Below are 24,013 nucleotides of genomic sequence, written 5' to 3'. Positions count from 1 at the left end.
ATGGAGACCCCTGTGCAAGCCGCCGCCCCCGCTCTGGGTGCTCCCGTGGAGCGCCGCGAAGGCCGGGAGAAGGTCACCGGCACCGCCCGCTACGCAGCCGAACAGCCCGGTCCCGGCCGCGCCCACGCCTGGCCCGTGCCCGCCTCGATCGCCCGGGGCCGGGTCACCGGCATCGACACGGCGGCCGCTCTGGACGTGCCCGGTGTCCTGGCGGTGCTCACCCACGAGAACGCGCCGAGGCTGTCCGAGCCGGAGGACCCCACGCTCGGCGTCCTGCGCGACTCCCGTGTCCCGCACCACGGTTGGTTCGTCGCCCTGGTGGTGGGCGAGACCCTGGAGGCCGCCCGCGCCGGTGCCGCGGCCGTGCGCGTCGACTACGCCGTGGAGGACCACGACGTCCTCCTCACCACCACGCACCCGGACGCGTACATCCCCGAGCAGGCCAACGGCGGATACCCGGGAAGCCGTGAACACGGCGATCCCGAGGGCGTGTTCGCGTCCGCCGAGGTCCGGGTGGACGTCGACTACCGGGTCCCTCCGCTGCACAACCACCCGATGGAACCGCACGCCACGACGGCCGAGTGGCACGACGGCCGGCTCACGGTGCGCACCTCCACACAGGGCTCCACGGCCGTACGCGCCGTCCTGGCCGGCCTGTTCGGCCTCCCGGAGGAACACGTCACCGTTTTCGCCGAGCACGTGGGCGGCGGTTTCGGGTCCAAGGGCACACCCCGCCCCGACGTGGTGCTCGCCGCGATGGCGGCCCGGCACACCGGACGGCCGGTCACCCTGGCGCTCCCCCGCCGCTTCCTGCCCGCCACCGTCGGACACCGGGCCCCCACCCTGCACCGACTGCGTCTCGGGGCCCACCCCGACGGACGGCTCACCTCCCTGATCCATGAGGTCACCACCCACACCTCGCGGATCAAGGAGTTCGTGGAGCAGGCCGCCGTGCCCGCACGCGTGATGTACGCCGCCCCCGACTCCCGTACGGCGCACCGCGTGGCGCCGCTCGACGTGCCCACCCCGTCCTGGATGCGGGCCCCCGGCGAGGCTCCCGGCATGTACGCCCTGGAGTCGGCCATGGACGAACTGGCGACCGAACTCGGCCTGGATCCGGTGGAGTTGAGGATCGTCAACGAACCGGGCACCGAGCCCGACAGCGGCAAGCCCTTCAGCAGCAGGCACCTGGTCGAGTGTCTGCGCGAGGGCGCCCGGCGCTTCGACTGGGCCGAGCGGGACCCTCGGCCGCGCTCCCGCGCCGAGGGCCCGCTCCTGGTGGGGTCGGGGGTCGCGGCCGCCATGTATCCGGTTCTGGTCCAGCCGTCCACGGCGGCGGCACGGGCGCTGCCCGACGGGACCTTCCTCGTACGGATCAACGCCACCGACATCGGCACGGGCGCCCGGACCGTGCTCGCGCAGATCGCCGCGGACGCGCTCGCCGTGCCGGTGGCCCGGGTGCGGACCGAGGTGGGCAGCAGCGAGCTGCCCGCCGCGTCGCTGGCCGGCGGCTCGTCGGGCACCGCCTCCTGGGGCTGGGCGGTGCACGAGGCGTGCACCCGGCTCGCGGAGCGCCTGGCCGAGGGGCCGCTGCCGGCCGAGGGGATCGAGGTCCGTGCCGACACGGCCGGCCGGGCGGACGCCGACAGCCCCTTCGCCCGGCACGCCTTCGGCGCCCACTTCGCGGAGGTCACTGTCGACACGGTCACCGGCGAGACCCGGGTCCGCAGGCTGCTGGGGGTGTATGCCGCCGGGCACATCCTCAACTCCCGTACCGCCCGCTCCCAGTTCGTCGGCGGCATGACCATGGGCCTCGGCATGGCGCTGACCGAGGGCAGCACACTGGACGCCGCGTTCGGTGACTTCACCGAGTCCGATCTGGCCGCGTACCACGTGCCCGCCCACGCCGACGTGCCCGACATCGAGGCGCACTGGATCGACGAGGACGACTCCCGCCTCAACCCCATGGGCAGCAAGGGCATCGGCGAGATCGGCATCGTGGGGACGGCGGCCGCGATCGGCAACGCTGTCTTCCACGCCACCGGCGTGCGCCTGCGCGAGCTGCCCCTCACACCGGACCGCGTACTGAGCGGCATCCGGGAGAGGGGCGGCTCTTCAGCGGGCTAGGGGCCTTCCACGGAGATCCATCAGAAGGCCCCTAGGGGGCCAGCGGAGCGTCGGCCGCCTCGCGGGCCGGCTCCGCCGTCCGCCGCTCCGTCAGGACGCCGTTCGGCGGTGTCGGAGAGGCGAGGTGCACCACCAACGCGGTCAGCGCGGCCAGCGACGCGCACGCGGCCACCGTCCCCGCGAGCCAGGCCGGCGCGAGCGGCAAATCGAGGGCCCGGGCGAGCCCCTCGGAGCGGAACCGCCCGTCGAGCAACTGGCCCGCGGCCACCCCGGTCGGCACGACGACCGCGAGGACCAGGACCGGAAGGGTGGGCCGGATCATCAGCACGGCGAGCAGGACACACAGGACCGACACCCCGAGCGCGAGTCCGTACACCTGCAGGGACGCCCCCTCCTGGTGGACGGGGAAGCAGAGGACACCGCAGACCAGCAACGCCAGGGCGGCGAGCCTGCCCGGCCACGCCGGCGCCTTTCGGGGCCACCTCGGCGCGGGGGGATGCGGTGGCGGGGCCGGGAACACACTCAGACCCGGCATCCAGGGCAGCTCCGGTCCGGGCCGTCCCTCCCCGTCGTACGCCTCGTACGACGGCTGCGGGGGCGGCGGGGGCCTTTCCGTCGCCAGCCGGCCGATGAGCTCGACGAGTTCCTCCACGGGCCGGCCGGTCGCCGCCGCGCGCACCGCCTCCTGACCGCAGTGGGACTGCAGTTCGGACCGGTTCAGCAAGGCCACGAGGCGGGTCACCTCCTCCACCGGACGGGACTCGACGGCGGCCCGGATCGCCTCGTCGGCGCTGTCCGGGTCCCGTGGCGGCCGGGTCAGCAGGGCGACGAGTCGGGTGAGGTCCTCCACGGACCGGTCCACGCCGACGGCACGGAGGGCCGCACCCGTGGCCTGCGCGTACTGGGGCGACTCTTCCAGCAGGGTGATGAGGTGGACCACGTCCTCCAGGGGACGGTCGGCCACGGCGGCACGCACCAGGTCGCCGACGGGATCGCCGTACGACCCGTCCATCGGTATGGCGGAATCGTTCGGGTTGGCTGCTGACGGGCCGGTGGTCATGCTCTGCTCCAGACAAAGAGTGCGGTCGCTCCTACGCGCCCCCGTCGTGCGACCGCGACGTTGCGATGACCCATTCGTAAGCGGGTACCCGACGGCGTGCCACTCGGATGAGCCATGGGTGTGACTGCCGCCCTCCGGCGAGCCTTAGCGGGACCGGATGCGGGAATCCGTCAGACAGTGCGCCGCACGGCGCCCGGAGGAGGAGGTCGGCCCGTGGATACGACCACAGCACTGATCGTCGTCGCCGCTGTACTCGCGGCGCTGGCGCTGGCGCTGGCCGTGGGACTGCTGGTGCGACTCGTGAGAACCCGGCGCGGTCTGCGGCGGGCGGGGCTTCCCACCGGGCCCCGCTGGGTCTTCTGGGGCGCCCTGTTGTACTTCGTCCTGCCCACCGATCTGGTGCCGGACCCGGTGTACCTCGACGACATCGGCGTCCTGCTGCTCGCCCTGCGCACTCTGCGCGGCTCCCCCGCCGACCGGGCGGCGCTCCGGCTCGACGAGCGCGACCGGGAGACGTCCCGCCGACCGTGATTACGCAGTGTAAGGAAACCAATCACTCGTTCGATTCGTATAAGTCTCTGGAAGCCGAAGGAAGTCGGCTGACCTGACGGCGTCGTGGGGAGAGGCCGTCGGTGAGAGGCAGTACCGGCGAGGGAGAGACGATGCAACCGTTCGCGCTCAACTACGCACGTCCGGCAGCGACGTTGGAGGCGACCACTCCGTACGTCTACGACTCCGGGCTGCAGTTGAACGTGCTCATGGACGGCCGGGTCGCGGCCCGCGACCACGCGCTGATGAGGGAACTGGGGACCACCACGAGCACGGCGGGCTCCAAGACTCACTTCGACGACTGAACACAGGTCGCCGACACATGACCGTGTTGATTCTTACCTGCGAAGAGGACGTGACGGCCGACATGGTCGTCGTGCACCTCAACGCCACGGGGGTACCGGTGGTCCGGCTCGACCCGGCCGACCTGACCGACGGTGTCGCACTGTCCGGGGAGTACGTCCATGGCACCTTCCGCGGCCATCTGTCGGTCGGCGGCCGTCTGGTGGGCATCTCCGGGCTGCGCTCGATCTGGGTCCGCCGTCCGGGCACCCCCGCGGCGCGGGCGGCCGCGCCCTCCGACTGGCTGACCGAGGAGTCCGCCCAGGCGCTGTACGGCATGCTCCGGGGCAGCGACGCCCGCTGGATGAACCACCCCGACCCGGCCCGCCGGGCCCGTCACAAGCCCTGGCAGCTACGGCTGGCCCAGCGCTGCGGACTGCCCGTCCCGGCCACGATCGTGACGACGTTCCCGCAGGCCGCCCGCGAGTTCGCCGAGCGCTATCCCGACCTGGTGGTCAAGCCGGTCTCCGGCGCGCACCCCCAGGATCCGCCGCGGGCGGTGCCGACCAGCCGGGTCGCACCGGACGCCGACTTCTCGGCCGTCGCGTTCGGGCCCACACTGCTGCAACGGCGGGTCGCCAAACGGGCCGACATACGCCTGACCGTCGTGGGCGAGACCATGCTGGCCGCCCGGAAGGCCACCGGGGCCGATGACGAGGTGGACGTCCGTTTCGCCCCGCCCACCTCCTCCTGGGAGCCCACCGATGTCCCGCCGCGGGTGGCCGCGGCCGTCCGGGACTATCTCCGGGCGGCCGAACTGGCTTACGGCGCCTTCGACTTCGCCGAGGACGGGGACGGCACCTGGTGGTTCCTGGAGTGCAACCAGTCGGGACAGTTCGGCTTCGTCGAGGTGGAGACGGGCCAGCCGATCGCGCGCAGTATCGCCGAGTGGCTGGCCAGGCCCGGTCCGGACCCGCGCTCCCGCGCCAACGGGGCGGACACCACGGTGTCCTGAGACCGGGTCAGTAGGGTCGTGGGGCGGCGGGCGGAAGGGCGGGCACCCATCCCTGGCCGGGCGAGGCCGGGCGCTCGGGGACGGGTGGGGGCATGAGGGACTGCAGCGGCCGCATGACGTACTCCAGTTCCCTGCGTACGCGCTCGGCCTCCCTGCGGACTAGAGCGGGGACGTCGCCGCGCTCGGCGACGAGTCGGTCGTAGATGGGGGAATCCTGGAACACCCGTCAACGCGCCTTTCGTTTTCGCGGGCCCACGCGTATGGGCACGGTTGACGAGTCTAGGCGCCTCCACGCACCGACGTACGAATTCCGGTGTCGGGCTTGACGGCCGGCGGGCGGTCATGCGCCGGTGGTGGACCCCGGGCGGACGATCATCAGGATCGTCACGGTCGCCCACAGAAGGTTGAAGATGCCGGTGAACATGGCCAGTTGGACGATGCTGCGGCGTTCGACGCTCCCCTGCCCGGTCAGTTCCTCGAGCAGTTCGCCCTGCCGGGGCAGGACGAAGGCGGCGAGGACTCCGGCGGCCGCGGCGGTCAGAGCCATGGACGTGGTCAGCCATGCGTCGCCCAGGACGCCCATCGCGGCTCCGGTGGCGATGCCGAGGACAGGGACCGCGATGCCGATGCCGGCGTAGACCCGGCAGATGCGGTGCAGCAGCCGTACCGTGCCGACCCCGGCCTCCTCCTCGTGGGCCCGGCGGACCGCCGGCGGGAACATGCTGGCCGCGACGGTCACCGGCCCCACGGCGACGATGGCGACGAGGACGTGCAGGGTCAGCAGGAACTTGGTCATGGGGTGGCGTGTCCTTCTCCGGTGCGGTCGGCGGTGCCCGCTCACCCTAGGAACGCGCCGAGTGATCACACAGGGGCTGAAACGACAGGTTCCAACGGATTCCCGCCAACGCCTCCGGCAGGGAATTCCCCTCTGTTCCCGTGGTCGTTGCTCTGGCGGGAATCCGCCTATCGTGGCGGTCATGCACTCCGTGGTGATCCTGGTTCTCGACGATGTGGTGCCGTTCGACATGGCGGCACCCATGCAGGTGTTCGACTGGACACAGCTGCCCGACGGCCGTCCCGCCTACCGCGTCCGGCTGTGCGCCGAGTCTCCGGAAGTGCGCGCGGACGGCGGTTTCACCCTGCGGGTCGAGCACGGGCTCGACGCCCTCGCGGAGGCGGACACGGTCATCGTGCCGGGCTGCTCCCCCACCGCCGGGCCGCCCTCCCCGCGCGCGCTGACCGCACTGCGGGAGGCCGCGGCGGCCGGCACCCGGATCGCGTCCGTGTGCGTGGGCGCGTTCGTGCTGGCGGAGGCCGGGCTCCTGGACGGCCTGCGCGCCACCACGCACTGGGTGGCCGCGGACGACCTCGCGCGGCGCTTCCCCGCCGTCGAGGTCCAGCCGGACGTGCTGTACGTCGACAACGGTCAGATCCTGACCTCCGCGGGTGCGGCGGCGGCCCTCGACATGTGTCTGCACATGATCCGCCGGGACTTGGGCTCGGCGGTCGCCGCGCACGCCGCCCGGATGTCGGTGATGCCCCTCGAACGGGAGGGCGGACAGGCTCAGTTCATCGTGTACGACCACCCGCCGGTACCCCGCGGGTCGACGCTGGAGCCGCTTCTGGAGTGGGTCGAGGACAATCTGGCCCACGAGATCACCCTCGGGGCGATGGCCGCCCGTTCGGGGATGAGCGAGCGCACCTTCAGCCGCCGATTCCGCGAACAGACGGGCAGCACGCCTCTGCAGTGGCTGTTGCGGGCCCGGGTGCGGCGCGCCCAGTACCTGCTGGAGAACACCGGCCACCCGGTCGAACGGATCGCGCGGCAGGCGGGGTTCGGCTCCCCCACGGCGTTCAGGGAACGCTTCCGCCGGGTCGTCGGCACCACTCCGCAGGCTTACCGCGCGGCCTTTCACGCGAAGGAGGCCGTCCCGGCGGGGGCGCGCTCCTGACCGCCCGCCGGGTCCGGCCCGGTGTCACCCGGCCAGTGGCAGGCTGTTCTCGCCGTCCGGGTCCGCAGATCCGGCGGCCGGCAGCAGGGCGTCGGCCCTGGCGACCGCTTCACGGACGTCGGTGGTGCCCATCATCACGCACAGTGTGTAACTGACGTCCTCCAGCTCGCGAGCCGTCGCCGGTCTCTCCCTCTCCGCCTGCGCGATCCTCAATGACGCATACCGGGTCAGCAGGGTCCTGACGGCCTTCGGGTCCGGAACGAGCACGAAGCGCCCCTCTCTCGAATTTTTCGCTGCGTATGCCCCATCTGCACCGGCTCAATCCCATCCGCTGCCGCCCGGCACGCGATTGGCGCAATATCGTGCGCCCGGACCCGCTTCCCCAAGCGCCGCAAACCGTTGAACAAGGGGCATCCCTCGCACCATGAACGGTATACGCCCATGAGCCGCTCCGCAGGCCTCCTCAGCGCCCTCTACCTCGCGACGAGCACCGGACTGGCCTGGACCGCGGTCCTCGCGCTGCGTCACGGACCCCCGTGGGCCGTGTGCCTGTTCGCCGCCGCGAGCCTGGTCCCGGTCATCGCGGTCGTGCGGGAGAGCGTGCTCTGCGACCAACGACGCGCCCTGGCCGACATGAGGAGGCGGGCGGCGGGTCCCGGCGGGCCCGGTGCGGGGGCCGCCGACGACATCGTCCGCGCCGAGCTCGACACCGCGTGCTGTGAACGCTGGTGGACAAGCTGCGGCACCGACCACGACTCGGCGTGCCCCCGCCGGGTGCCACGGAGCAGCGCGGCGTGACGCGCGGCAGGCGGGCCGTGCCTCGGGCGACTTGTCCGGCGTGCGGCGCGGCGTAGGAGTTCCTCGTGGGGGCCTTGGCCGCGACGTGTGCATGAGGTCGAGTTAGCTCGATCGTGTGATCGTCGACTCCCGGGCTTCCGGGAGGACCCCTACTCGTCCAGAGCGCGGGCGAGTTCCGTGGTGGCGTGGGCGATCTCGGTGTCCTCGTCGGCCATCAGCCGACTGAGGACGCCACTCTTGGCGCGAACGGCCTGACGGGCCTGGCGCTCCCACACCACGGGGTTCTCGCGATGGTTGAGCAGCTTGGGGTAGACAGCCGCCGTGCTCTCCCACTGGCGGGCGCCGGCGATGCTCCGCAGCAGCTGGATGATCTCCGCCCGGCAGGTCACCTGGGGCAGTTGGGCGAGTTCCCAGAGGAAGGGGACCGTGGCGGCGGTGGCCTGCTCCACGACGAAGCCGTACTGGCAGATCCGCTTGCGCAGGTCGCCGAGTGCGGCACTGGCAGTGTCGGGGTCACCCCAGGCCACGCTGTTGAGGAGCAGGGGGATGGCCGCGGCGCAGCCGGTGGAGTCCTGGATCTCGGCCCAGGGGACCCGGCTCAGCGCCGCGAGGGGCGTGGTCGACGCCACCCCGGTCGTGGGCACGGGGCGGCTGGTGCGCTCGTTGCTCGGCTGGTCCGGAGCGGTGCGCATGGCGTGAGACCTTTCCACGGCAGTCATGTCAGGGAGGAGGGGCGGTCGACAACTTGGCCCAGACCGACTTGCCGGCCGGGGGCCGCGAGGTCCAGCCCCACTCCTGAGCCAGGGCGTCGACGATGTACAGGCCACGGCCGTGCTCCCGCAGGGCGGTGACGTCGGCGGGCGTGTACGCGGGCGGCTCGTCTGCGGGGTCGGAGACGGTCACCAGCAGATGGGCGGGGTCCAGGGACAACCCCAGCCACACCTCGGCCGCACCGCCCGCCGCGGGCGGGAGCACCGCGTGCGCCACGGCGTTGGCCGCGAGTTCGGTGATCACGAGGGTGGCGTCGTCGCTGCGGTGGTCGAGGGACCAGCAGCTCAGCGTCTCGCGGGTGAAGGCGCGGGCCCGGGCGAAACCCTCCCTGCTGCAACTGACGAGCAGCGCGGCGGTGTCGAGGAGGCCCGGGCGCCGCTGTGCGCCGGCGGGAGTCGGATGCCGCGGGGTCTCACCGGCCGGGCCCGCATCACCCGCCTCCGGCACAGCCTGGCTCGGCGGCCGGATCGCATGATTCGCAGGTGACGACACGGCATCTCCTTGATGCGACGTCAAGACGGGGCGCAACCGCAGGGGTCGACGCTGGAGCTATTATCCACGCTGAAGGCGTCCGCGTGCAATTGCACGAGAAATTGCGCGAACATGGGGCGGGGCCACGAAGGTTGCGGTTGTGCACCCCTGCCCCACCCCGCACGGCCGGGCACGGCGCCCGGCGAAGAACGTGAACAGCAAGGAGACTGCAGTGCCACCAGTGCAGAACGGAGTGCGGGCGAGTTCGCTCGACGCCCGCTGGGTCAAGAGCCGGCACAGCAACGCCGAGGGCAACTGCGTCGAAGTGGCCACACTCGTCGACGGCGGCGTCGCGCTGCGCAACTCCCGTGATCCCGACGGTCCCGCCCTGGTCTACACACCGGCCGAGGTCGCGGCGTTCCTCGCCGGCGCGAAGGACGGTGAGTTCGACCACCTCCTGTGAGGTGCGGGACGCGTGGTGCCGGTGGCCCCAACTCCCGTGCCGCCACCGGCACCTACGGAATGATGCGGAACGGCCACCCTGCGTGCGATAGTGTGAGTCGTCTCTGTGCCGGTTTACTGGGAGTCAGGATGTCCGCCGCGTCCCATCGCACCTCCCGCCTGGAACCGTATCTGGACCGGTCCGAGCCGGCTCCCACCCTGCTGAAGATGCTGGTCGGCGTCCAGTTGGCGGGATTCCGCGAGGATGCCGGGCTCGCCCAGGACCAGGCGGCGCGGGCCCTCGGGTTCAGCCCGGCGAAGCTGTCCCGGATCGAGTCGGGCAAGGGCCGCAAGCCCCCGTCGGAGAGTGACGTGCGCGCCCTGCTCCAGCTGTACGGCACAGATGACTACGAGGCCTCCGTTTTGCTCAAGCTGTTGCAGCGGGCCGGTGATCCGGGCTGGTGGCAGCGGTACGACAAGCGGCTGATGCCCGAGTGGTTCGACCGCCTGGTCGGGCTCCAGGAGGCGGCCGCGGCCATCCGTACCTTCGAGATCCAGTACGTCCCCGGCCTGCTGCAGACCCCGGACTACACGCGGGCCGTGGTGGAACGCGGCCTGCCGACCGCGGCGGCCGGCGAGGTGGCGCGACGCGTCGAACTGCGCACCCGGCGTGCACAGTTGCTGCAGCGCGCGGACCCCCCGCAGCTGTGGGCGGTGATCGACGAGTCGGTGCTGCTGCGAGTGCTGGGCAGCCGCGAGATCATGCGGGCACAGCTGGCGCACCTCGTCGACATGGCTCAGCGCCCCCATGTGACCGTGCAGGTCGTCCCCTTGGACGTGACCAACGCGTCCGCTCCGGCCATCCCGATCACCTACCTCCGCTTCGGGGGGCTCGATCTGCCGGACGTCGTCTATCTGGAGCACATCAAGAGCGCGAACTTCCTGGAGGACCGGGACGAGACGGAGGAGTACCGGCTCGCCCTGGACCGGCTGGCGGACGACGCGCTCGAACCCCGGGACTCGCTGCGGCTGTTGCGGCAGACGATGGAGCAGCGTTACGGCGGCTGAGAACCGGCGCGGACGCAGGTTCTCTCAGTGGTCACGGCCGAACAGTCCTGCCCAGAGGAAGGGTTCGCCGAAACAGGAGGAGTCGGGCGACTCGTCGCTCATGCGCCGTAGTTCGATCTCCGTCAGGTCCTGGAAGATCCGGCGCAGGGACCGGGCCGAGTAGGCGAGACCGCCGTCGAGTCGGCCCTGGCGATACACCTCCGCGTCCGGCAGGTCCGATCCCACGGCCCCCTCGGCGAAGCAGACGATGCCGAAGCGGCCGCCGGGTGCGAGGTGCCGTTCCAGGAGCGCCAGGTAGCTGACCCGACGGTGCGGCGGCAGATGATGGAAGCAGCCGGAGTCGTAGATCAGATCGTAGGGGCCGCCAAGCCCGGTGTCCGCCAGTGAGAAGGCATCGCCGCACACGAAGCGGACGTCGGCGGCCGTCTCGTGCGCCCGCTCCCTGGCGACGGCGTCGACCTCGAAGTCGAGATGCAGCGCGTTGCGGGCCGGCCCGCAGCCCAGGTCGAGGCCGCGGCCCAGGTCGAGGCCGCGGCCCGGGGTGATGAGGCCGCGGCCGAGGTACGACACCAGGTTCTCGTCCGGCTTCGGCACGAAGGAGGGAACGGGCCTGGAGCGGTCCGCGTAGAAGCCGTCCCACCAGGAATGGGCCCGGATCGGGCTGTTGCCGACACGAGTACACCACCGGCGCAGGACGTGCCCTCTCCCGCCAGGGGCGCTCGGGCCCCGGGTCAGACGAGTCGGGCGACGCCGCCGAACTCGATCCACTCGTGGGTGAGCTGGCGGGGGGCCACCTCGGAGTCGGGGCGCCAGGTGGAGACCTCCACGAGACCCGGTTCGAGGATCTCCAGTCCCTCGAACCACTCGGCGACGTCCTTCTCCTCACGCACCCGGCCCCAGTGACCCTGGGTCGCCTGGGCCATGAAGTCGGTGACGAAGTCGCGGACTTCGGGGTCTCCGCTGACCAGCTGGCACATCACCATGAAGCTGCCGGGCGCGAGCCGCTCGCGCACCCGGCGGGCCAGCGCGGCCGGCCCGTCCGTCTCGCTGTCGGGGATGCAGTGCATGACGGAGTTGAACAGCACGGCGACGGGCTGCGAGAAGTCGATCAGCCGCCGGGTGTCCTCGTGGTCGAAGATCGCATCGGTCTCCCGCATGTCCGCGTGGATGACGGCGGTGCGCTCGTCCTGCTCGAGCAGCGCCCGGCCGTGGACGAGGACCATCGGGTCGTTGTCGACGTAGACCACGTGTGTGGTGGGGTCGATGCGCTGGGCCACCTGGTGGACGTTGTCCTGGGTGGGCAGGCCGGAGCCGTGGTCCAGGTACTGCCGGATGCCGTACTCCGTCGAGAGGGTCCGCACCACCCGCTGGAGGAAGCGCCGGTTGTTCACGGCGAGCCTGCGGGTGCTGGGAACGACCTTGTCGAGTTCCTCGCAGGCGGCCCGGTCGGCCGCGTAGTTGTCCTTGCCGCCCAGATAGTGGTCGTACATGCGCGCGGCCGTGGGTACGGAGGCGTCGATCTCCGTGGACAGCTTCTTACCGGTGCTCATCTTTCCCCCAGCTTGTTCCGCCAACTGGCCTGGCAGGACAGGTAGTCCATCCTAGAGACACCACGATCGCCGGTGCCAGTCCGCACACGGGCGGAAGGCACCGGCGGGGCCGGGCGGGCGAGGGTTCAGGCGGCGTCCAGCTCCGCGAGTTCGTCCGCGCCGAGCACGAGGTCGGCGGCGGCGAGCGAGTCGCGGATGGTCTCGGGGCGGCTCGCGCCCGGGATCGGTACGACCACCGGCGACTTGGCGAGCATCCACGCCAGGCAGACTCGCTGCGGGCTCACCCCGTGCTTCTCGGCGATGCGCGCGAACGGGGAGTGCGCCGACCCCAGTTCACCCGCCCGGGTGATACCGCCCAGGGGGCTCCAGGGCAGGAAGGCGATGCCCAGTTCGTCGCAGAGCCGCAGTTCCGGTTCGCTGGAGCGGAAGGCCGGGGAGAACTGGTTCTGCACGGAGACCAGTCGGCCGCCGAGGATCTCGTTGGCCAGCCGGATCTGGTCGGGGTTCGCGTTGGAGATGCCCGCATGGAGGATCTTGCCCTCGTCGAGGAGGTCGCGCACGGCGCCGACGGACTCCTCGTAGGGGACCCGGGGGTCGGGGCGGTGGAACTGGTACAGCCCGATCGCCTCCACACCCAGCCGGCTCAGCGAGGCCTCGCATGCGTCCTTCAGGTGCCGGGGGCTGCCGTCGAGCGTCCAACTTCCGTCGCCGGGGCGCAGATGCCCGCCCTTCGTGGCGACGAGGACGTCACCGCCGAGGTCGTGGGAGGCGAGGGCCTTGGCGATCAAGGTCTCGTTGTGGCCGACCTCGTCGGCGTCCCGGTGGTAGGCGTCCGCGGTGTCGATCAGGGTCACGCCCGCGTCGAGCGCGGCGTGGATGGTGGCGATGGAGCGTTCCTCGTCCGGCCGTCCCTCGATGGACATGGGCATGGCGCCCAGACCGATCGAGCTCACTTCGACATCACCGATGCGGCGGGTGTGCATGGCCTTGGACCTCTTTCGCCTGTCACGCGGATCTGGGCTCTCCTCAGACTGGCCGCCGCACACGCCGAAGGTCCAATAGAAGAATGAGAACGCATTCAGCGACGGGAGTGCTGAATCCCGGACCGTGCCGCTTCCGAGCCGACCGGGTGGCGAGACGCGGTTGCGGGTCCGCTGCGTCGGTGTGACACCCTCGCCTCGACCGCCAGATGATCCAGTCCGGTCGTCGTGAGATTCCGCAGTACGGCGAGAGAGGCGGCGGCATGCGTATCGGACTGCTCGGCACCGGTCCCTGGGCCAGGATGGCCCACGCCCCCGCGCTCGGCGCGCATCCGGAGCTGGACTTCGCCGGCGTGTGGGGCCGTCGCGCGGAGGCCGCCGAGGAGCTGGCCGCCGAGCACGGCACGCGCGCGTACGACGATGTCGACGCGTTGCTCGCCGACGTGGACGCCGTGGCGGTCGCCCTTCCGCCCGCCGTGCAGGCCGACCTCGCGGCGCGGGCCGCGCGGGCGGGATGCCATCTGCTGCTGGACAAGCCCCTGGCGACGACGGTCGAGCAGGGGCGGGCGGTGGTCGATGCCGTCCGCGAGACCAAGGTCGCCTCGGTGGTGTTCTTCACCTCGCGCTTCCTCACCGAGACCGAGGCGTGGATCGGTGAACAGGCGGGCGTGGAGGGCTGGTTCACGGCGCGGGCGGAATGGCTGGGGTCGGTGTTCACCGAAGACAGCCCTTTCGCCGACTCACCGTGGCGGCAGGAGAAGGGCGCCCTGTGGGACGTGGGTCCCCATGCTCTGTCGGTGCTGCTGCCGGTGCTGGGCGATGTGCGTGAGGTGGCGGCGGCCGCGCACGGTCCCGGGGACACCGTCCATCTGGTCCTGAGGCACACCGGCGGCGCGTCGAGCACCCTGACGCTGAGTCTCACGGCTCCGCCCGCGGCCGCGGGAGTCGGCCTCGAACTGCGGGGCGCTAGCGGGGTCGTCCAGCTCCCGGAGTCGTCCGAGGGTGTCGTGCCCGCCGTGCTCCGGGCCGCCGACGGACTGCTCGCCGCTGCCCGCACCGGGCAGGCACACCCGTGCGACGCCGCGTTCGGCCTGCGCGTCACCGAGATCCTCGTGGCGACGGAGGCCCTGCTGGACGCCGGGGCCGGCGCGCCCACGGCGTAGGCCGGCGGCGCAGTCGCCCGGAGCGTCCTCGTCGAAGAGCTCATCGCTCCACCGGACCAGACCCGGTCACCCTGGAAGTGCGGCAGGAACTCGGGCACGGGACCGCACGGCGAGTGCACCACGCCTGCCCGCACCGAGCCGACGATCACCACGACCACCACGACCACCACGACCACCACGACCACCACGACCACCACGACCACCAGCATGGCACCCGGCACTGACAGCCGGACCGGCCGTCAGTGCCGGACGAGGGCTCAGCCGGCGTGCAGGGGACGGTAGTTCACGCGTTCCCGTACGACGGGATAGCCCGCCTTGGCGAAGTTCGCGGCCATGGGGAAGTTCCCCCGGTCCGTCGCGCCGGAGACGAACTCGGCGCCCCGTTCGACCAGATAGTGGGTGCACTCGGCGAGCAGGTCGTAGGCATAGCCGTGACCCCGCTGTTCCGGCACCACTCCGATGAACCCGATGCAGGGCCCGGAGGGGTTGTGCGCGGGAATGTGGATCCCGGCCACGTCTCCCTGCGGGGTGTGGGCGATCTGCCACCACTCGCGCGGCGAGGGGCACCAGTGGAAGAAGTCGAGTTCCTCCTGGGCGGCCCGGTCGAGTCCGTCCTCCTCGATGGCCTTGAGGGCGTGCGCGTCGAGGGTGGCGGAATGGATGCGCCGCAGCAGGTCGAAGAAGACCGCGTCGTCCGGTTCGGGCCGGAACTCGAGGCGTCCGGGCCGCTCGGGCAGCCCGCGCTCCGGCGTCCACCGGTAGAGGAACCGCTCGACCAGGAGCTCGTACCCGGCCTTTTCCACGGCGGTGGAGCGGGCCTTGGCGGCGGCCCGCAGCTCGGGATCCTCGCGCCAGCCCGCGGGCAGGTTCATCTCGAGTCCGACCTGCCAGGGGGCGGTGCGCAGGAGTTCGGCGCCGGCCTCCTCCTCGCCTTCGGCGACATCGAACCAGTTGACGTTGATGGGTGCGGTGTCGTCCGGGCCGCCCCACCAGGCGCCGCGGGCCACGACCTTGCCGTCGCGCAGGGCGACGCGCTTCCAGTCGGGGCGGTGCCGGGTGAGCCGGTGGGACTCACGGGCGCCGAGAGGGTCGGGCAGAGCGTCGAAGAGAGGGGCTTCGCGCTCGTCGAGCGCGCGGATGACCAGATCGGTCATGGGTGGATTCCTCCGGGATACGTACTGCGTGGAGCGCTCCCGGTCAGACGAGGCACGCCGGGGCGACGGAGAGGGAGCGCGGAACGAGGGTGAACTGCACGGCACTCGCCTCCTTCCGCTGGTCTCCGGGCGTGGCGGCTCACGCTACGGGATCGTCGGGGCCGGCGTCCATCGGTTTTCGCGGCGCACGCACGGTCCCGCGGTTGCCGCTTAAACGGTCCTTAAGGCCGGATTAAACGCTGTCCGCTCTGTATGCCGAAGAGCCCGCCGTCCTTACCATCGGGCCTCGTCCACATCGTGAGAGCGCTCTCAATTCTCCGAGGAGATCCCCCACATGACGCCTCGTCACCAGCGCCACCTCGGCCGCCGCAAAGTCCTCTTCGCCCTCGGTGGGGTGATGGCGGCCGCACCCGCCGTCGCCGCACTGGCCCCCCACGCCCTCGCCGAGGGCAACCGCACCACGGCGGCCGGAGCCCTGCCGCTGACCGTCGTCAACAACACCGGCGCCTTCGACAACGCGAACGTCCACGTCTACATCGTGGGCAACCAGGACGGCAGGCAGGTCCGCGTCACCCCGGAAGGCACCCTCGCCCCGGTCGCCCTGTCCGACAACGGCGCCGACGGCTACACCGACTACGCGATAGGCCTGGCCGGCAGCGGCGAGACCCGGCTGTCGCTCCCCTACCTGTCCGGCCGGATCTACGTGTCCCTGGGCGCGAAGCTGAAGTTCAAGGTCGTCACCGACGGCAACGGCAACCCCGCCCTCCAGTACCCGGCGGGCTGGGTGGCCTCGGATCCGAACTACCCGGTGCTGCACGACTGCGCCGAGTTCACGTACAACTCGGCGGGCATGTTCTGCAACACGACCATGGTGGACATGTTCAGCGTGCCGCTGAGCATCCGGCTGACCGGCGCGCGGGACCAGACGACGGGCACCCTGCGCGCCTCCGGGCGGGCCGGTGCCTTCGACGCCGTACGCCAGGTGGAGGAGTTCGCGCCGCTGGTCGTGGACGACAGGCGGGTCATCGCGCCGGGTCACGGTCTGGACGCCGGCCTGTTCCCGGCGGACTACTTCGCGCCGTACATCGACGAGGTGTGGAGCACGTACACCGGCAAGGACTTGACCGTCACCACGAACGCGGGCACCTTCACCGGCAGGGTCCGCGGCGGGCAGCTCGTGTTCGACGGGCCCGCGCAGGTGTCCTTCGCCCGGCCGTCGACCCGGGACGTGCTCTTCTGCGACGGCGCGCTCGCCGCTCCCAACGACGGCACGACAGGGCCGGTCGCCGCGGTGCTCGGTGCCGGGTTCAACCGGTCGACGCTGGTGAGCACCGCCGCCCAGCCGACCACCGACCCCGCCTCCTTCTACCGGACCGCGCTCACCAACCACTACGCCAAGGCCATGCACGCGGCCACGGAGGACGGCAAGGCGTACGGCTTCGCCTTCGACGACGTGGCCGACTTCGCCTCCTACATCCAGGACACGGCGCCGACGGGGATCCGGCTGACGCTCACGCCGTTCTAGAGGCGGCCCGGCGAGCGGTTCGGGGTGCGGGGCCGGTCGGGTCGTAGCAGCGTAGTGGTGTGAGCGGAGTGCGCGACCGGGACCGGCGGAGCTGGCTGCGGGGCGCGCCGCCGCCGGGCTGGGTACGGGTGCTGCCCGCCGTGCTGCTGGTGGGGGTGTGTGTGGCGACCCTCGTCAGCCCCGGTCCGCTCGACATCGGGTTCCTGCTGGGCGCCATCCCGCCGCTGGCCGTGCTGTCGTACGGACCGGCGGCGACCGCGGTGCTCGGCGTGTCCGTCCTGGTCGTGCTGAACGTGCCGGCCTTCCGGCTGAACGATCCGGGCAGCACGGATCTGCTGACCGTGGGCTTCGTCGCGGCGCTCAGTGTGGTCGTGTCGTTCGTACGGAGTCGGCGGGACGCCCAGCTGGTGACGGAGCGTGCGGTCGCGGAGGCCGCGCAGCGGGCCGTCGTGCCACCGCTGCCGGAGCGGGTGGGAGGCGTGCGGTGTGCGGGGCTGTACCGGGCCGCGCAGCGCGGGACGCTGGTCGGGGGTGACTTCTTCGATGTCCGGGAGGGGCCCTGCGGGGTGCGGGTGGTCATGGGCGACGTCCAGGGGCACGGGCTGTCGGCCGTCTCGACCGTCGCCTCGCTGCTGGGGGCCTTCCGGGAGGCGGTGCTGGACCGGCCGGATCCCGAGTCGGTGGCCGCGCGGCTGGACCGCAGGCTGGTGGTGGACTCCGCGGGCGTACGGCACTCGGAGCTGTTCGCGACAGCGGTGGTGCTGGACTTCGGCGTCGGAGCGAGAGCCGTGCGGATCGTGGCGTGCGGGCAGCCCGGCCCGGTTCTGCTGCGCGACGGGCGGGCCCTGGAGCTCGACGTCCCGGTCGGCACCCCGCTCGGCCTGGGCCTGCCCGGCGCCAAGCCGCCGACCGCCGTCACGGTCCCGCTGCGGCCCGGCGACCGGCTCTTCCTGGCCTCGGACGGAGTCTGGGAGGCGCGGGACACCGCCGGAGTGTTCTACCCGTTGCTCGACCGGATCACCGGGTTCGCGGGTGACCTCCCGGAGCTCGTCGAGGGGGTGTGGGCCGACCTCGTGCGCTACGCCCCGGAGCTCCAGGACGACGTCACTATGCTCGTTCTCGCTCCGGGGAAGCCGGAGCCCGGCTGACCGCCCCGTTCCCCTCGGCGTCGATGTGCGGGAGCATCCGGTCGAGCCAGTGGGGTGTCCACCAGGCGTGCCGTCCGAGCAGGGTCATGACGGCGGGGACCATGAGCAGCCGTACGACGGTCGCGTCGATCAGCACGCTCACCGCGAGGCCCAGTCCGAGCATCTTGACCACGATGTTGTCGCTGACGATGAAGGCCGCGAAGACGCTCATCATGATCAGGGCGGCGCAGGTGATGACCCGGGCGGTGATCTCCAGCGCGTGCGCGACGGAGGCTTTGGCGTCCCCGGTGCGCAGCCAGGCCTCGTGGATCCGGGAGAGCAGGAAGATCTCGTAGTCCATGCTGAGCCCGAAGATGATCGCGAACATCATCATCGGCACATAGCTCTCGATGGGCACCTTGCCGGAGACGCCGAGCGCCGGACCACCCCAGCCCCACTGGAAGACGGCGACGACGACACCGTAGGAGGCGGCGATGGACAGGACGTTGAGGACGGCCGCCTTGACGGCGACGAGCAGTCCGCGGAAGACGGCGAGGATGATCAGGAAGGCGAGGGCGACGACCACACCGATGATCAGCGGCAGCCGGCCGGCGACGATGTCGCGGAAGTCGACCTGGGCCGCGGTCGTGCCGGTGACGTATCCCTTGGCGTCGGTGCCGGTGACCGCGGCGGGCAGGGTGGTGTCGACCAGGCGGTTGGTGAGGTCGGTGGTGGTGGCGCTCTGCGGGGACTGCTCGGAGTAGACGGTGGCGAGCAGGACGTCCCCGTCCGTGGTGGGGGTCAGCTGGGTGACCGTGGCGGCGCCGGACACGCCGCCGAGGGTCTTCTGCGCCTGGGAGGACAGGGACGAGCGCTGGGACGACGGTACGGACGTCTGGTCGATGACGACGGTGAGGGGGCCGTTGGAGCCGGGGCCGAAGGCGTCGGTCATCAGGTCGTAGGCGCGCCGGTCGGTGAAGGAGGTGGGGTCGGCGCCGTCGCCGATGTGACCGAGCTGGAGGGAGAACACCGGGATGGCGAGGACGACGACGGCTGTCACGCCCGCGGCCAGGTAACGCCACGGCCGCCGCTCGACCCGCTGGGCGTAGCGGTGCCAGGTCCCCTGCTGCGTCTCGCCCTCGGCGGTGTTCGTCTCGGCGACCGGACGGCGCACCCGGTAGCGGTCGATCCGGGTGCCGATCAGTCCCAGCAGGGCAGGGACCAGGGTCAGGGCGCCCAGGACGGCGGAGACGACCGTGACGGCGGCGGCGACCCCGAGTTTCGCGATGAACGAGACCCCGGACACGGACAGCCCCGCCAGGGCGATGATCACCGTGCAGCCGGAGACCAGCACGGCCCGCCCGCTGGTGGCGGTGGCCCCGCCGGCCGCGAGCACCGGGTCCTTCCCGTTCATCAGGCTCTGCCGGTGGCGGGTGAGCTGGAAGAGCGCGTAGTCGATGCCGACGCCCAGGCCGATCATCGTGGCCAGGGTGGGCGAAACGGTCGCGAAGGTGAACGCCGAGGCCAGCAGGCCGAGGCAGGCGAGCCCCCCGATCACACTGATCAAGGCGGTCAGCAGGGGGATTCCGGCGGCGATCACACTGCCGAAGCCGACGAGCAGGACGACGATCGCCACGGCGAACCCGATCAGCTCGCTCACCCGGTCGTCGGCGGCGGGCCGCGCGAGTTCGCCGAGCGGGCCGCCGTACTCGACGTCGACGCCGGCCGCCCGCAGGGGCTGTACGGCGTCGTCGACACCATGGAGGTAGCCGTCGCCCAGGGTCGAGGGCTGCACGTCGAAGCGGACGGTGATGTAGGCCGTCTTCGCGTCCGACGACAGCGGCCCGACCTTCGAGGCAGGCGTGGACAGCGGGTTCTGCGCCGACAGGACGTGCGGCAGCTTCTGGAGATCGGTGACGGTCGTGGAGACCTGCGAGTCGAGCGAGGTGAGCGCCTTGTCACCGTCGTGGAGGACGATCTGGCTGCCGTAACCCCCGGCCGCCGGGTCGTGCTTCTTCAGGACGTCGAGGCCGTCCTGCGACTGGACGCCGGGCAGGGCGAAGTTGTCGGAGTAGTCCCCGCCGAAGGACCGGTTCAGCATCTGCAGGGCGACCAGGGCCACGAGCCAGGCCACCAGGACGATCACGAAATGCCGGGCGCACCACTCCCCCAGCCTGCGCAGGGCGCCCTTGGACCTGTTGCGGGTGGTGGACATGTGTCGTCTTCCCTGCCGGCCCCGAGCGATCAGTACTCCCATTACACGCCTGCCGGATCATCCGGGCATCCCGGCATCCGTCCCGCCGACGACCGCGGACGGGGCCCGCTCCGGCTGCTTCCGGATGCAAGGTCGGCCCTGGCGTTGAATGGTGATAGCGGACCCGTTGACACCACCGGGACCGCACAGCGATCCGGATCCGAGGAGCAGAGATCATGCCGACGTCACAGCCCGACGCGTCCCGGTCGTCCGAGGACCGCACCACCCCGGACCACCTGCTCCACGCCCGTACCGGCACCGAGGTGTCGCCGGAGGACCTCGTCCTTGCCTCGGGCAAGGACATCACCCCGCACAGTCTCGAGTGGGCCCGGCGCAAGCTCGCGGCGGAGGGCCCGGCAGCGCTCGACAAGCTGCTGCCCTGACCACGGCCCAATGCCCCGCGGGCGTTGTTGGATCTACGGCGACGGCAGCACCGTAGATCCAAGGCGCTGCCGTACGTCAGTTCCCGGACTCCTCGTCCAGGCACAGCACTTCGACGCGCTGCACGAGGTTGTTGGCGAAGCCGCCCCGGTTCCAGGGCTGTTCCAGCGGCTGGGTGTGTCCCTCGGCGTCGGTGCCCCGGGCGCTGAGTACGTACGCGCCGGGCTCCGCGCGCCAGTTGAAGCGCCAGCGCCGCCACGCCCAGCGGTGACCGGCGTCCGGTTCGAGTTCCGCCTCGTGCCAGGACCGTCCCGCGTCCGTGCTGACCTCGGCGCGGGTCACGGGCGCCCGCCCCGACCAGGCGCGCCCCTCCAGCGTGACGGCCCCCGGCCGGACCACGCGGGCCCGGGACATGAAGTCCGGGAATCCGGGCGGGACGAGCAGGGCGCGCGGCGCGATCCGGGTGACCGGTTCGCCCTCGTCCCCGGGGTGCTGCCGGAGCCGGTAGGCGACGGTCTGCTGGAACCCGGTGAAGGGCGTGTCGGTGACGGTGATCTCGCGCAGCCACTTCACATGAGCCATGCCGTACCAGCCGGGCACGACGAGCCGGAGCGGGTAACCGTGCTGCGGGGGCAGCGGGGTGCCGTTCATCTCGTAGGCGACCAGGACGTCGGGCTCGGTACCGGTGGCCACGCCGAGGGGCAGGGCCCGCTGGTAGTCCTGTTCGACGCCGCGCTCCACTCCGTGGTCGGCGCCGGTGCACACCACGTCGACGGCATCGGCCTCCACTCCGGCCTCGGCGAGCAGCAGCCGCAGCGGTACGCCGGTCCACTCGGCGGTGCCGACGGCCTCGACCAGCCAGGGCTGGCTGACCGGGCGGGGCGTGAGCAGGGCCCGGCCGTTGCCCGCGCACTCCATGGTCACCCTGGTGGTGACGCGCGGCAGGGAACGCAGCTCGGCCGGGGTCAGGGTGAGCGGGCGGCGGACCCTGCCTCCGACCCCGAGCTGCCAGGGGGTGTCCTCGGGGACGTACGGGATGTCGTAGTGCGTGAGGACGTAGTGCAGGCCGGGCGGGGTGAGGTCGTGGCGCATCGCCTCGAGCGGCAGACCGTGGTTGCGGGTGGCGAGCGCCAGTTCGTCCCGGCCGATGCCCTCGTCGGGGGCGGCGAGCCGGGCGGGGGTGCTGGTGTCGGCGAGTCGGTGGCCCATGGCCGTATTGTCCCGCCGTCCGCCCGAGCTGTCGCGGTCCGCGCCACTTCTCCGAAAGCCAGGGGCGGCTGTCCCGCCAGCGACCGGTTTCCTGTTCACCCTTTCGGAAGGGACCCTGCGGCTGTCAGACTCCCGAGGGTGCCCGACTTCGACATGCTCGTCATCGGATCCGGTCCGGGTGGCCAGAAGGCCGCCATCGCCGCGGCCAAGCTGGGCCACCGGGTGGCCGTCGTCGACCGCCCCGACATGGTCGGCGGGGTCTCCATCCACACCGGCACCATCCCCTCCAAGACCCTGCGCGAGGCGGTGCTGTATCTGACCGGCCTCACCCAGCGCGACCTGTACGGACAGAGCTACCGGCTCAAGGAGGACATCACCGTCTCCGATCTGACCGCGCGCACCCAGCACGTGGTCGGCCGCGAGGTCGACGTGATCCGCAGTCAGCTCTCCCGCAACCACGTCGCCCTCTACGCCGGCACCGGCCGCTTCGTCGACCCGCACACCGTCGCCCTGCGCGAGGTCACCGGTCATGAGCGTCTGCTCAGCGCGGAGAACATCGTCATCGCCACGGGCACCCGCCCGGCGCGGCCGGACACCGTCGAGTTCGACGGCCGCACGATCATGGACTCCGACAACGTGCTCGCCCTCGAACGCGTCCCGCGCTCCATGGTCATCGTCGGCGCCGGGGTCATCGGCATGGAGTACGCCTCCATGTTCGCCGCGCTCGGCAGCAAGGTGACGGTCGTCGAGAAGCGGCCCGGAATGCTCGACATCTGTGACGTCGAGGTCATCGAGGCGCTGAAGTACCATCTGCGCGATCTGGCCGTGACGTTCCGCTTCGGTGAGACCGTCGCCGCGGTCGAGCGCCATCCCCGCGGCACGCTCACCATCCTGGAGAGCGGCAAGAAGATACCCGCCGACGCCGTGATGTACTCGGCAGGGCGGCAGGGCCTGACCGACGAACTCGACCTGGACAAGGCCGGATTGGCCGCCGACAGGCGCGGCCGGATCACGGTCGACGAGCACTACCGCACCGAGGTGCCGCACATCTACGCCGTGGGAGACGTGATCGGCTTCCCGGCGCTGGCGGCGACGTCCATGGAACAGGGCAGGTCGGCCGCCTACCACGCCTTCGGCGAGCCGGTCGGACAGATGCACCATCTCCAGCCCATCGGCATCTACACCATCCCGGAGATCAGCTTCGTCGGACGTACCGAGGACCAACTCACCGAGGACAGCGTGCCGTTCGAGGTCGGCATCTCCCGGTACCGCGAACTCGCCCGCGGCCAGATCATCGGGGACTCCCACGGCATGCTGAAGCTGCTGGTGTCCCCGGAGGACCGCACCCTGCTGGGCGTGCACTGCTTCGGCACCGGGGCCACCGAACTGATCCACATCGGGCAGACCGTGATGGGCTGTGGCGGCACGGTCGACTACCTGGTCGACGCGGTGTTCAACTACCCGACGCTCGCGGAGTCCTACAAGGTCGCGGCCCTGGACGCCACGAACAAACTCCGCCAGATCGACCGGATCGGGGACTGAACATCCGTCAGGGTTCCTCGGAGGGGTCATCGACGATGTGCACGGCGGCCTCCTCCGCGCCTGCCGCGCCCGCGTCGATGCCCACGTCGCCGGCGACCTCGTCCTTCGTGGTGGTGGGGTGGGCGCCCTCGTCGGGGGCGACGAGGCGTCCGGCGCGCTCGGAACCGGCCTCCGGGTCGACCGGTTCGCCCTCACCGCCGGGGAGGTCGCCGATCTCGTCGCCGAGGGGCTCGGTCCCCTCGGGGACCTCCTGGGCGAGGCGTTCGTCGAGGGTCTCCCCGTCATGCTGTTCGGCCGCGGTGGTGCCGTGCCGGGTGACGCCGAGGGGCTTCTCCGGTGGCGAGTAGCCCTCGTCGAGGGTGTCGTCGTAGGTCCGTTCGTCGACGGCGTCCTGGAGGTCGAGCGGGGCCGCGTCCTCCTGCTCCTCGTTGGTTCCGGTGGGCTGGTAGGCGTCGTCGGCCAGCGGCTCGGCGGGTGTCGGTTCGGTGCCCATGGGCTGCCTCCCTCGCGCGTCGCGTACGGTTCGATGCGGTGTCCTGATCCGCGTTTCCCCGTATGCGCTCTCCAACCTCAAAAGGCCGCCGGAGTAAGGCA

The 24,013-nt window shown here is 71.5% G+C and carries 26 protein-coding genes; 13 read left to right on the top strand and 13 right to left on the bottom strand.

Features of this window, described 5'->3' with window-relative positions; genetic code table 11:
* Entirely contained in the window at positions 1-2,127 is a 2,127-nt protein-coding gene (locus tag ACIBJB_RS11235; protein ID WP_398929000.1) for a xanthine dehydrogenase family protein molybdopterin-binding subunit, read from the top strand.
* A 31-nt stretch (positions 2,128-2,158) separates the two neighbouring features.
* Here the strand turns inward: ACIBJB_RS11235 and ACIBJB_RS11230 are convergent, their stop codons facing one another.
* Positions 2,159-3,187, bottom strand: a complete 1,029-nt coding sequence (locus ACIBJB_RS11230; protein ID WP_398928998.1) for a hypothetical protein — start codon at positions 3,185-3,187, stop codon at positions 2,159-2,161.
* A 213-nt stretch (positions 3,188-3,400) separates the two neighbouring features.
* Here ACIBJB_RS11230 and ACIBJB_RS11225 point away from each other — a divergent pair, with 213 nt between their 5' ends.
* The 3 genes from ACIBJB_RS11225 to tgmB all read left to right on the top strand — a co-directional run bounded on the left by ACIBJB_RS11225 (position 3,401) and on the right by tgmB (position 5,033).
* A complete protein-coding gene (locus ACIBJB_RS11225) occupies positions 3,401-3,718 on the top strand; it encodes a YkvA family protein (protein WP_398928995.1) in 318 nt (105 codons plus the stop codon).
* Between the two features lie 131 nt (positions 3,719-3,849).
* On the top strand, positions 3,850-4,041 hold the full coding sequence (gene tgmA, locus ACIBJB_RS11220) for a putative ATP-grasp-modified RiPP (RefSeq protein WP_031037338.1): 192 nt from the start codon (positions 3,850-3,852) through the stop codon (positions 4,039-4,041).
* Positions 4,042-4,058: 17 nt separating this feature from the next.
* Entirely contained in the window at positions 4,059-5,033 is a 975-nt protein-coding gene (tgmB, locus tag ACIBJB_RS11215; protein WP_398928993.1) for an ATP-grasp ribosomal peptide maturase, read from the top strand.
* A 7-nt stretch (positions 5,034-5,040) separates the two neighbouring features.
* Here the strand turns inward: tgmB and ACIBJB_RS11210 are convergent, their stop codons facing one another.
* On the bottom strand, positions 5,041-5,256 hold the full coding sequence (locus tag ACIBJB_RS11210) for a hypothetical protein (RefSeq protein ID WP_007386716.1): 216 nt from the start codon (positions 5,254-5,256) through the stop codon (positions 5,041-5,043).
* Positions 5,257-5,373: 117 nt separating this feature from the next.
* On the bottom strand, positions 5,374-5,829 hold the full coding sequence (locus ACIBJB_RS11205) for a hypothetical protein (RefSeq protein WP_398928991.1): 456 nt from the start codon (positions 5,827-5,829) through the stop codon (positions 5,374-5,376).
* A 181-nt stretch (positions 5,830-6,010) separates the two neighbouring features.
* Between ACIBJB_RS11205 and ACIBJB_RS11200 the strand changes: the two genes are divergently transcribed.
* Positions 6,011-6,985: a GlxA family transcriptional regulator gene (locus tag ACIBJB_RS11200; RefSeq protein WP_398928989.1), complete on the top strand. Its 975-nt coding sequence runs from the start codon at positions 6,011-6,013 to the stop codon at positions 6,983-6,985.
* 24 nt (positions 6,986-7,009) lie between these two features.
* Here the strand turns inward: ACIBJB_RS11200 and ACIBJB_RS11195 are convergent, their stop codons facing one another.
* Positions 7,010-7,252 carry a DUF5133 domain-containing protein gene (locus ACIBJB_RS11195; RefSeq protein WP_398928987.1) on the bottom strand — a complete coding sequence of 81 codons (243 nt, stop codon included), beginning with the start codon at positions 7,250-7,252 and terminating at the stop codon, positions 7,010-7,012.
* A 174-nt stretch (positions 7,253-7,426) separates the two neighbouring features.
* On the opposite strand from ACIBJB_RS11195, the gene ACIBJB_RS11190 reads away from it, so the two are divergent.
* The gene (locus ACIBJB_RS11190) at positions 7,427-7,783 is read left to right on the top strand and encodes a hypothetical protein (RefSeq protein ID WP_398928984.1); all 357 of its coding nucleotides are present in this window, start codon (positions 7,427-7,429) and stop codon (positions 7,781-7,783) included.
* A gap of 149 nt (positions 7,784-7,932) precedes the next feature.
* On the opposite strand, the gene ACIBJB_RS11185 is transcribed toward ACIBJB_RS11190, so the two are convergent.
* Together ACIBJB_RS11185 and ACIBJB_RS11180 are read right to left on the bottom strand one after the other, a co-directional pair.
* Positions 7,933-8,475 carry a hypothetical protein gene (locus ACIBJB_RS11185; protein ID WP_398928982.1) on the bottom strand — a complete coding sequence of 181 codons (543 nt, stop codon included), beginning with the start codon at positions 8,473-8,475 and terminating at the stop codon, positions 7,933-7,935.
* Between the two features lie 28 nt (positions 8,476-8,503).
* A complete protein-coding gene (locus tag ACIBJB_RS11180; RefSeq protein ID WP_398928980.1) occupies positions 8,504-9,046 on the bottom strand; it encodes an ATP-binding protein in 543 nt (180 codons plus the stop codon).
* 211 nt (positions 9,047-9,257) lie between these two features.
* Between ACIBJB_RS11180 and ACIBJB_RS11175 the strand changes: the two genes are divergently transcribed.
* The gene (locus ACIBJB_RS11175; RefSeq protein WP_306973014.1) at positions 9,258-9,488 is read left to right on the top strand and encodes a DUF397 domain-containing protein; all 231 of its coding nucleotides are present in this window, start codon (positions 9,258-9,260) and stop codon (positions 9,486-9,488) included.
* Between the two features lie 128 nt (positions 9,489-9,616).
* Positions 9,617-10,534, top strand: a complete 918-nt coding sequence (locus ACIBJB_RS11170; RefSeq protein ID WP_398928978.1) for a helix-turn-helix domain-containing protein — start codon at positions 9,617-9,619, stop codon at positions 10,532-10,534.
* A 24-nt stretch (positions 10,535-10,558) separates the two neighbouring features.
* On the opposite strand, the gene ACIBJB_RS11165 is transcribed toward ACIBJB_RS11170, so the two are convergent.
* From ACIBJB_RS11165 to ACIBJB_RS11155, 3 genes are all read right to left on the bottom strand, one after another.
* On the bottom strand, positions 10,559-11,227 hold the full coding sequence (locus ACIBJB_RS11165; RefSeq protein WP_398929828.1) for a class I SAM-dependent methyltransferase: 669 nt from the start codon (positions 11,225-11,227) through the stop codon (positions 10,559-10,561).
* A 38-nt stretch (positions 11,228-11,265) separates the two neighbouring features.
* Positions 11,266-12,084 carry an SAM-dependent methyltransferase gene (locus tag ACIBJB_RS11160; protein WP_398928976.1) on the bottom strand — a complete coding sequence of 273 codons (819 nt, stop codon included), beginning with the start codon at positions 12,082-12,084 and terminating at the stop codon, positions 11,266-11,268.
* A gap of 125 nt (positions 12,085-12,209) precedes the next feature.
* A complete protein-coding gene (locus ACIBJB_RS11155; RefSeq protein WP_398928974.1) occupies positions 12,210-13,067 on the bottom strand; it encodes an aldo/keto reductase in 858 nt (285 codons plus the stop codon).
* Positions 13,068-13,327: 260 nt separating this feature from the next.
* Between ACIBJB_RS11155 and ACIBJB_RS11150 the strand changes: the two genes are divergently transcribed.
* On the top strand, positions 13,328-14,227 hold the full coding sequence (locus tag ACIBJB_RS11150; protein WP_398928972.1) for a Gfo/Idh/MocA family protein: 900 nt from the start codon (positions 13,328-13,330) through the stop codon (positions 14,225-14,227).
* A gap of 257 nt (positions 14,228-14,484) precedes the next feature.
* Here the strand turns inward: ACIBJB_RS11150 and ACIBJB_RS11145 are convergent, their stop codons facing one another.
* Complete coding sequence (locus tag ACIBJB_RS11145; RefSeq protein WP_398928970.1) at positions 14,485-15,381, bottom strand: GNAT family N-acetyltransferase; 897 nt, start codon at positions 15,379-15,381, stop codon at positions 14,485-14,487.
* A 334-nt stretch (positions 15,382-15,715) separates the two neighbouring features.
* Here ACIBJB_RS11145 and ACIBJB_RS11140 point away from each other — a divergent pair, with 334 nt between their 5' ends.
* Both ACIBJB_RS11140 and ACIBJB_RS11135 read left to right on the top strand, forming a co-directional pair.
* A complete protein-coding gene (locus tag ACIBJB_RS11140) occupies positions 15,716-16,906 on the top strand; it encodes a glycoside hydrolase family 64 protein (protein ID WP_398928968.1) in 1,191 nt (396 codons plus the stop codon).
* Between the two features lie 68 nt (positions 16,907-16,974).
* Positions 16,975-18,054 (top strand): PP2C family protein-serine/threonine phosphatase, encoded by a 1,080-nt coding sequence (locus ACIBJB_RS11135; protein WP_398929826.1) that lies wholly within the window; start codon positions 16,975-16,977, stop codon positions 18,052-18,054.
* On the opposite strand, the gene ACIBJB_RS11130 is transcribed toward ACIBJB_RS11135, so the two are convergent.
* Positions 18,014-20,248 carry an MMPL family transporter gene (locus ACIBJB_RS11130; RefSeq protein ID WP_398928966.1) on the bottom strand — a complete coding sequence of 745 codons (2,235 nt, stop codon included), beginning with the start codon at positions 20,246-20,248 and terminating at the stop codon, positions 18,014-18,016. The two genes, ACIBJB_RS11135 and ACIBJB_RS11130, sit on opposite strands and share 41 nt — an antisense overlap.
* Positions 20,249-20,463: 215 nt before the next feature.
* Here ACIBJB_RS11130 and ACIBJB_RS11125 point away from each other — a divergent pair, with 215 nt between their 5' ends.
* Positions 20,464-20,670 (top strand): hypothetical protein, encoded by a 207-nt coding sequence (locus ACIBJB_RS11125; RefSeq protein WP_398928964.1) that lies wholly within the window; start codon positions 20,464-20,466, stop codon positions 20,668-20,670.
* Positions 20,671-20,746: 76 nt separating this feature from the next.
* Here the strand turns inward: ACIBJB_RS11125 and ACIBJB_RS11120 are convergent, their stop codons facing one another.
* On the bottom strand, positions 20,747-21,877 hold the full coding sequence (locus ACIBJB_RS11120) for a sulfite oxidase (RefSeq protein ID WP_398928962.1): 1,131 nt from the start codon (positions 21,875-21,877) through the stop codon (positions 20,747-20,749).
* A 138-nt stretch (positions 21,878-22,015) separates the two neighbouring features.
* On the opposite strand from ACIBJB_RS11120, the gene sthA reads away from it, so the two are divergent.
* Positions 22,016-23,419, top strand: a complete 1,404-nt coding sequence (gene sthA / locus ACIBJB_RS11115; protein WP_398928960.1) for a Si-specific NAD(P)(+) transhydrogenase — start codon at positions 22,016-22,018, stop codon at positions 23,417-23,419.
* Between the two features lie 7 nt (positions 23,420-23,426).
* Here the strand turns inward: sthA and ACIBJB_RS11110 are convergent, their stop codons facing one another.
* A complete protein-coding gene (locus tag ACIBJB_RS11110) occupies positions 23,427-23,912 on the bottom strand; it encodes a DUF5709 domain-containing protein (protein WP_398928958.1) in 486 nt (161 codons plus the stop codon).
* Between the last annotated feature and the right edge of the window lie 101 nt (positions 23,913-24,013).

The organism is Streptomyces sp. NPDC050759, assembly GCF_044456945.1.
In the GTDB taxonomy this organism is placed as follows: Bacteria; Actinomycetota; Actinomycetes; order Streptomycetales; family Streptomycetaceae; genus Streptomyces.
Note: the sequence above shows the minus strand (reverse complement) of the source record. Positions and strands in the feature narration are given on the sequence as shown.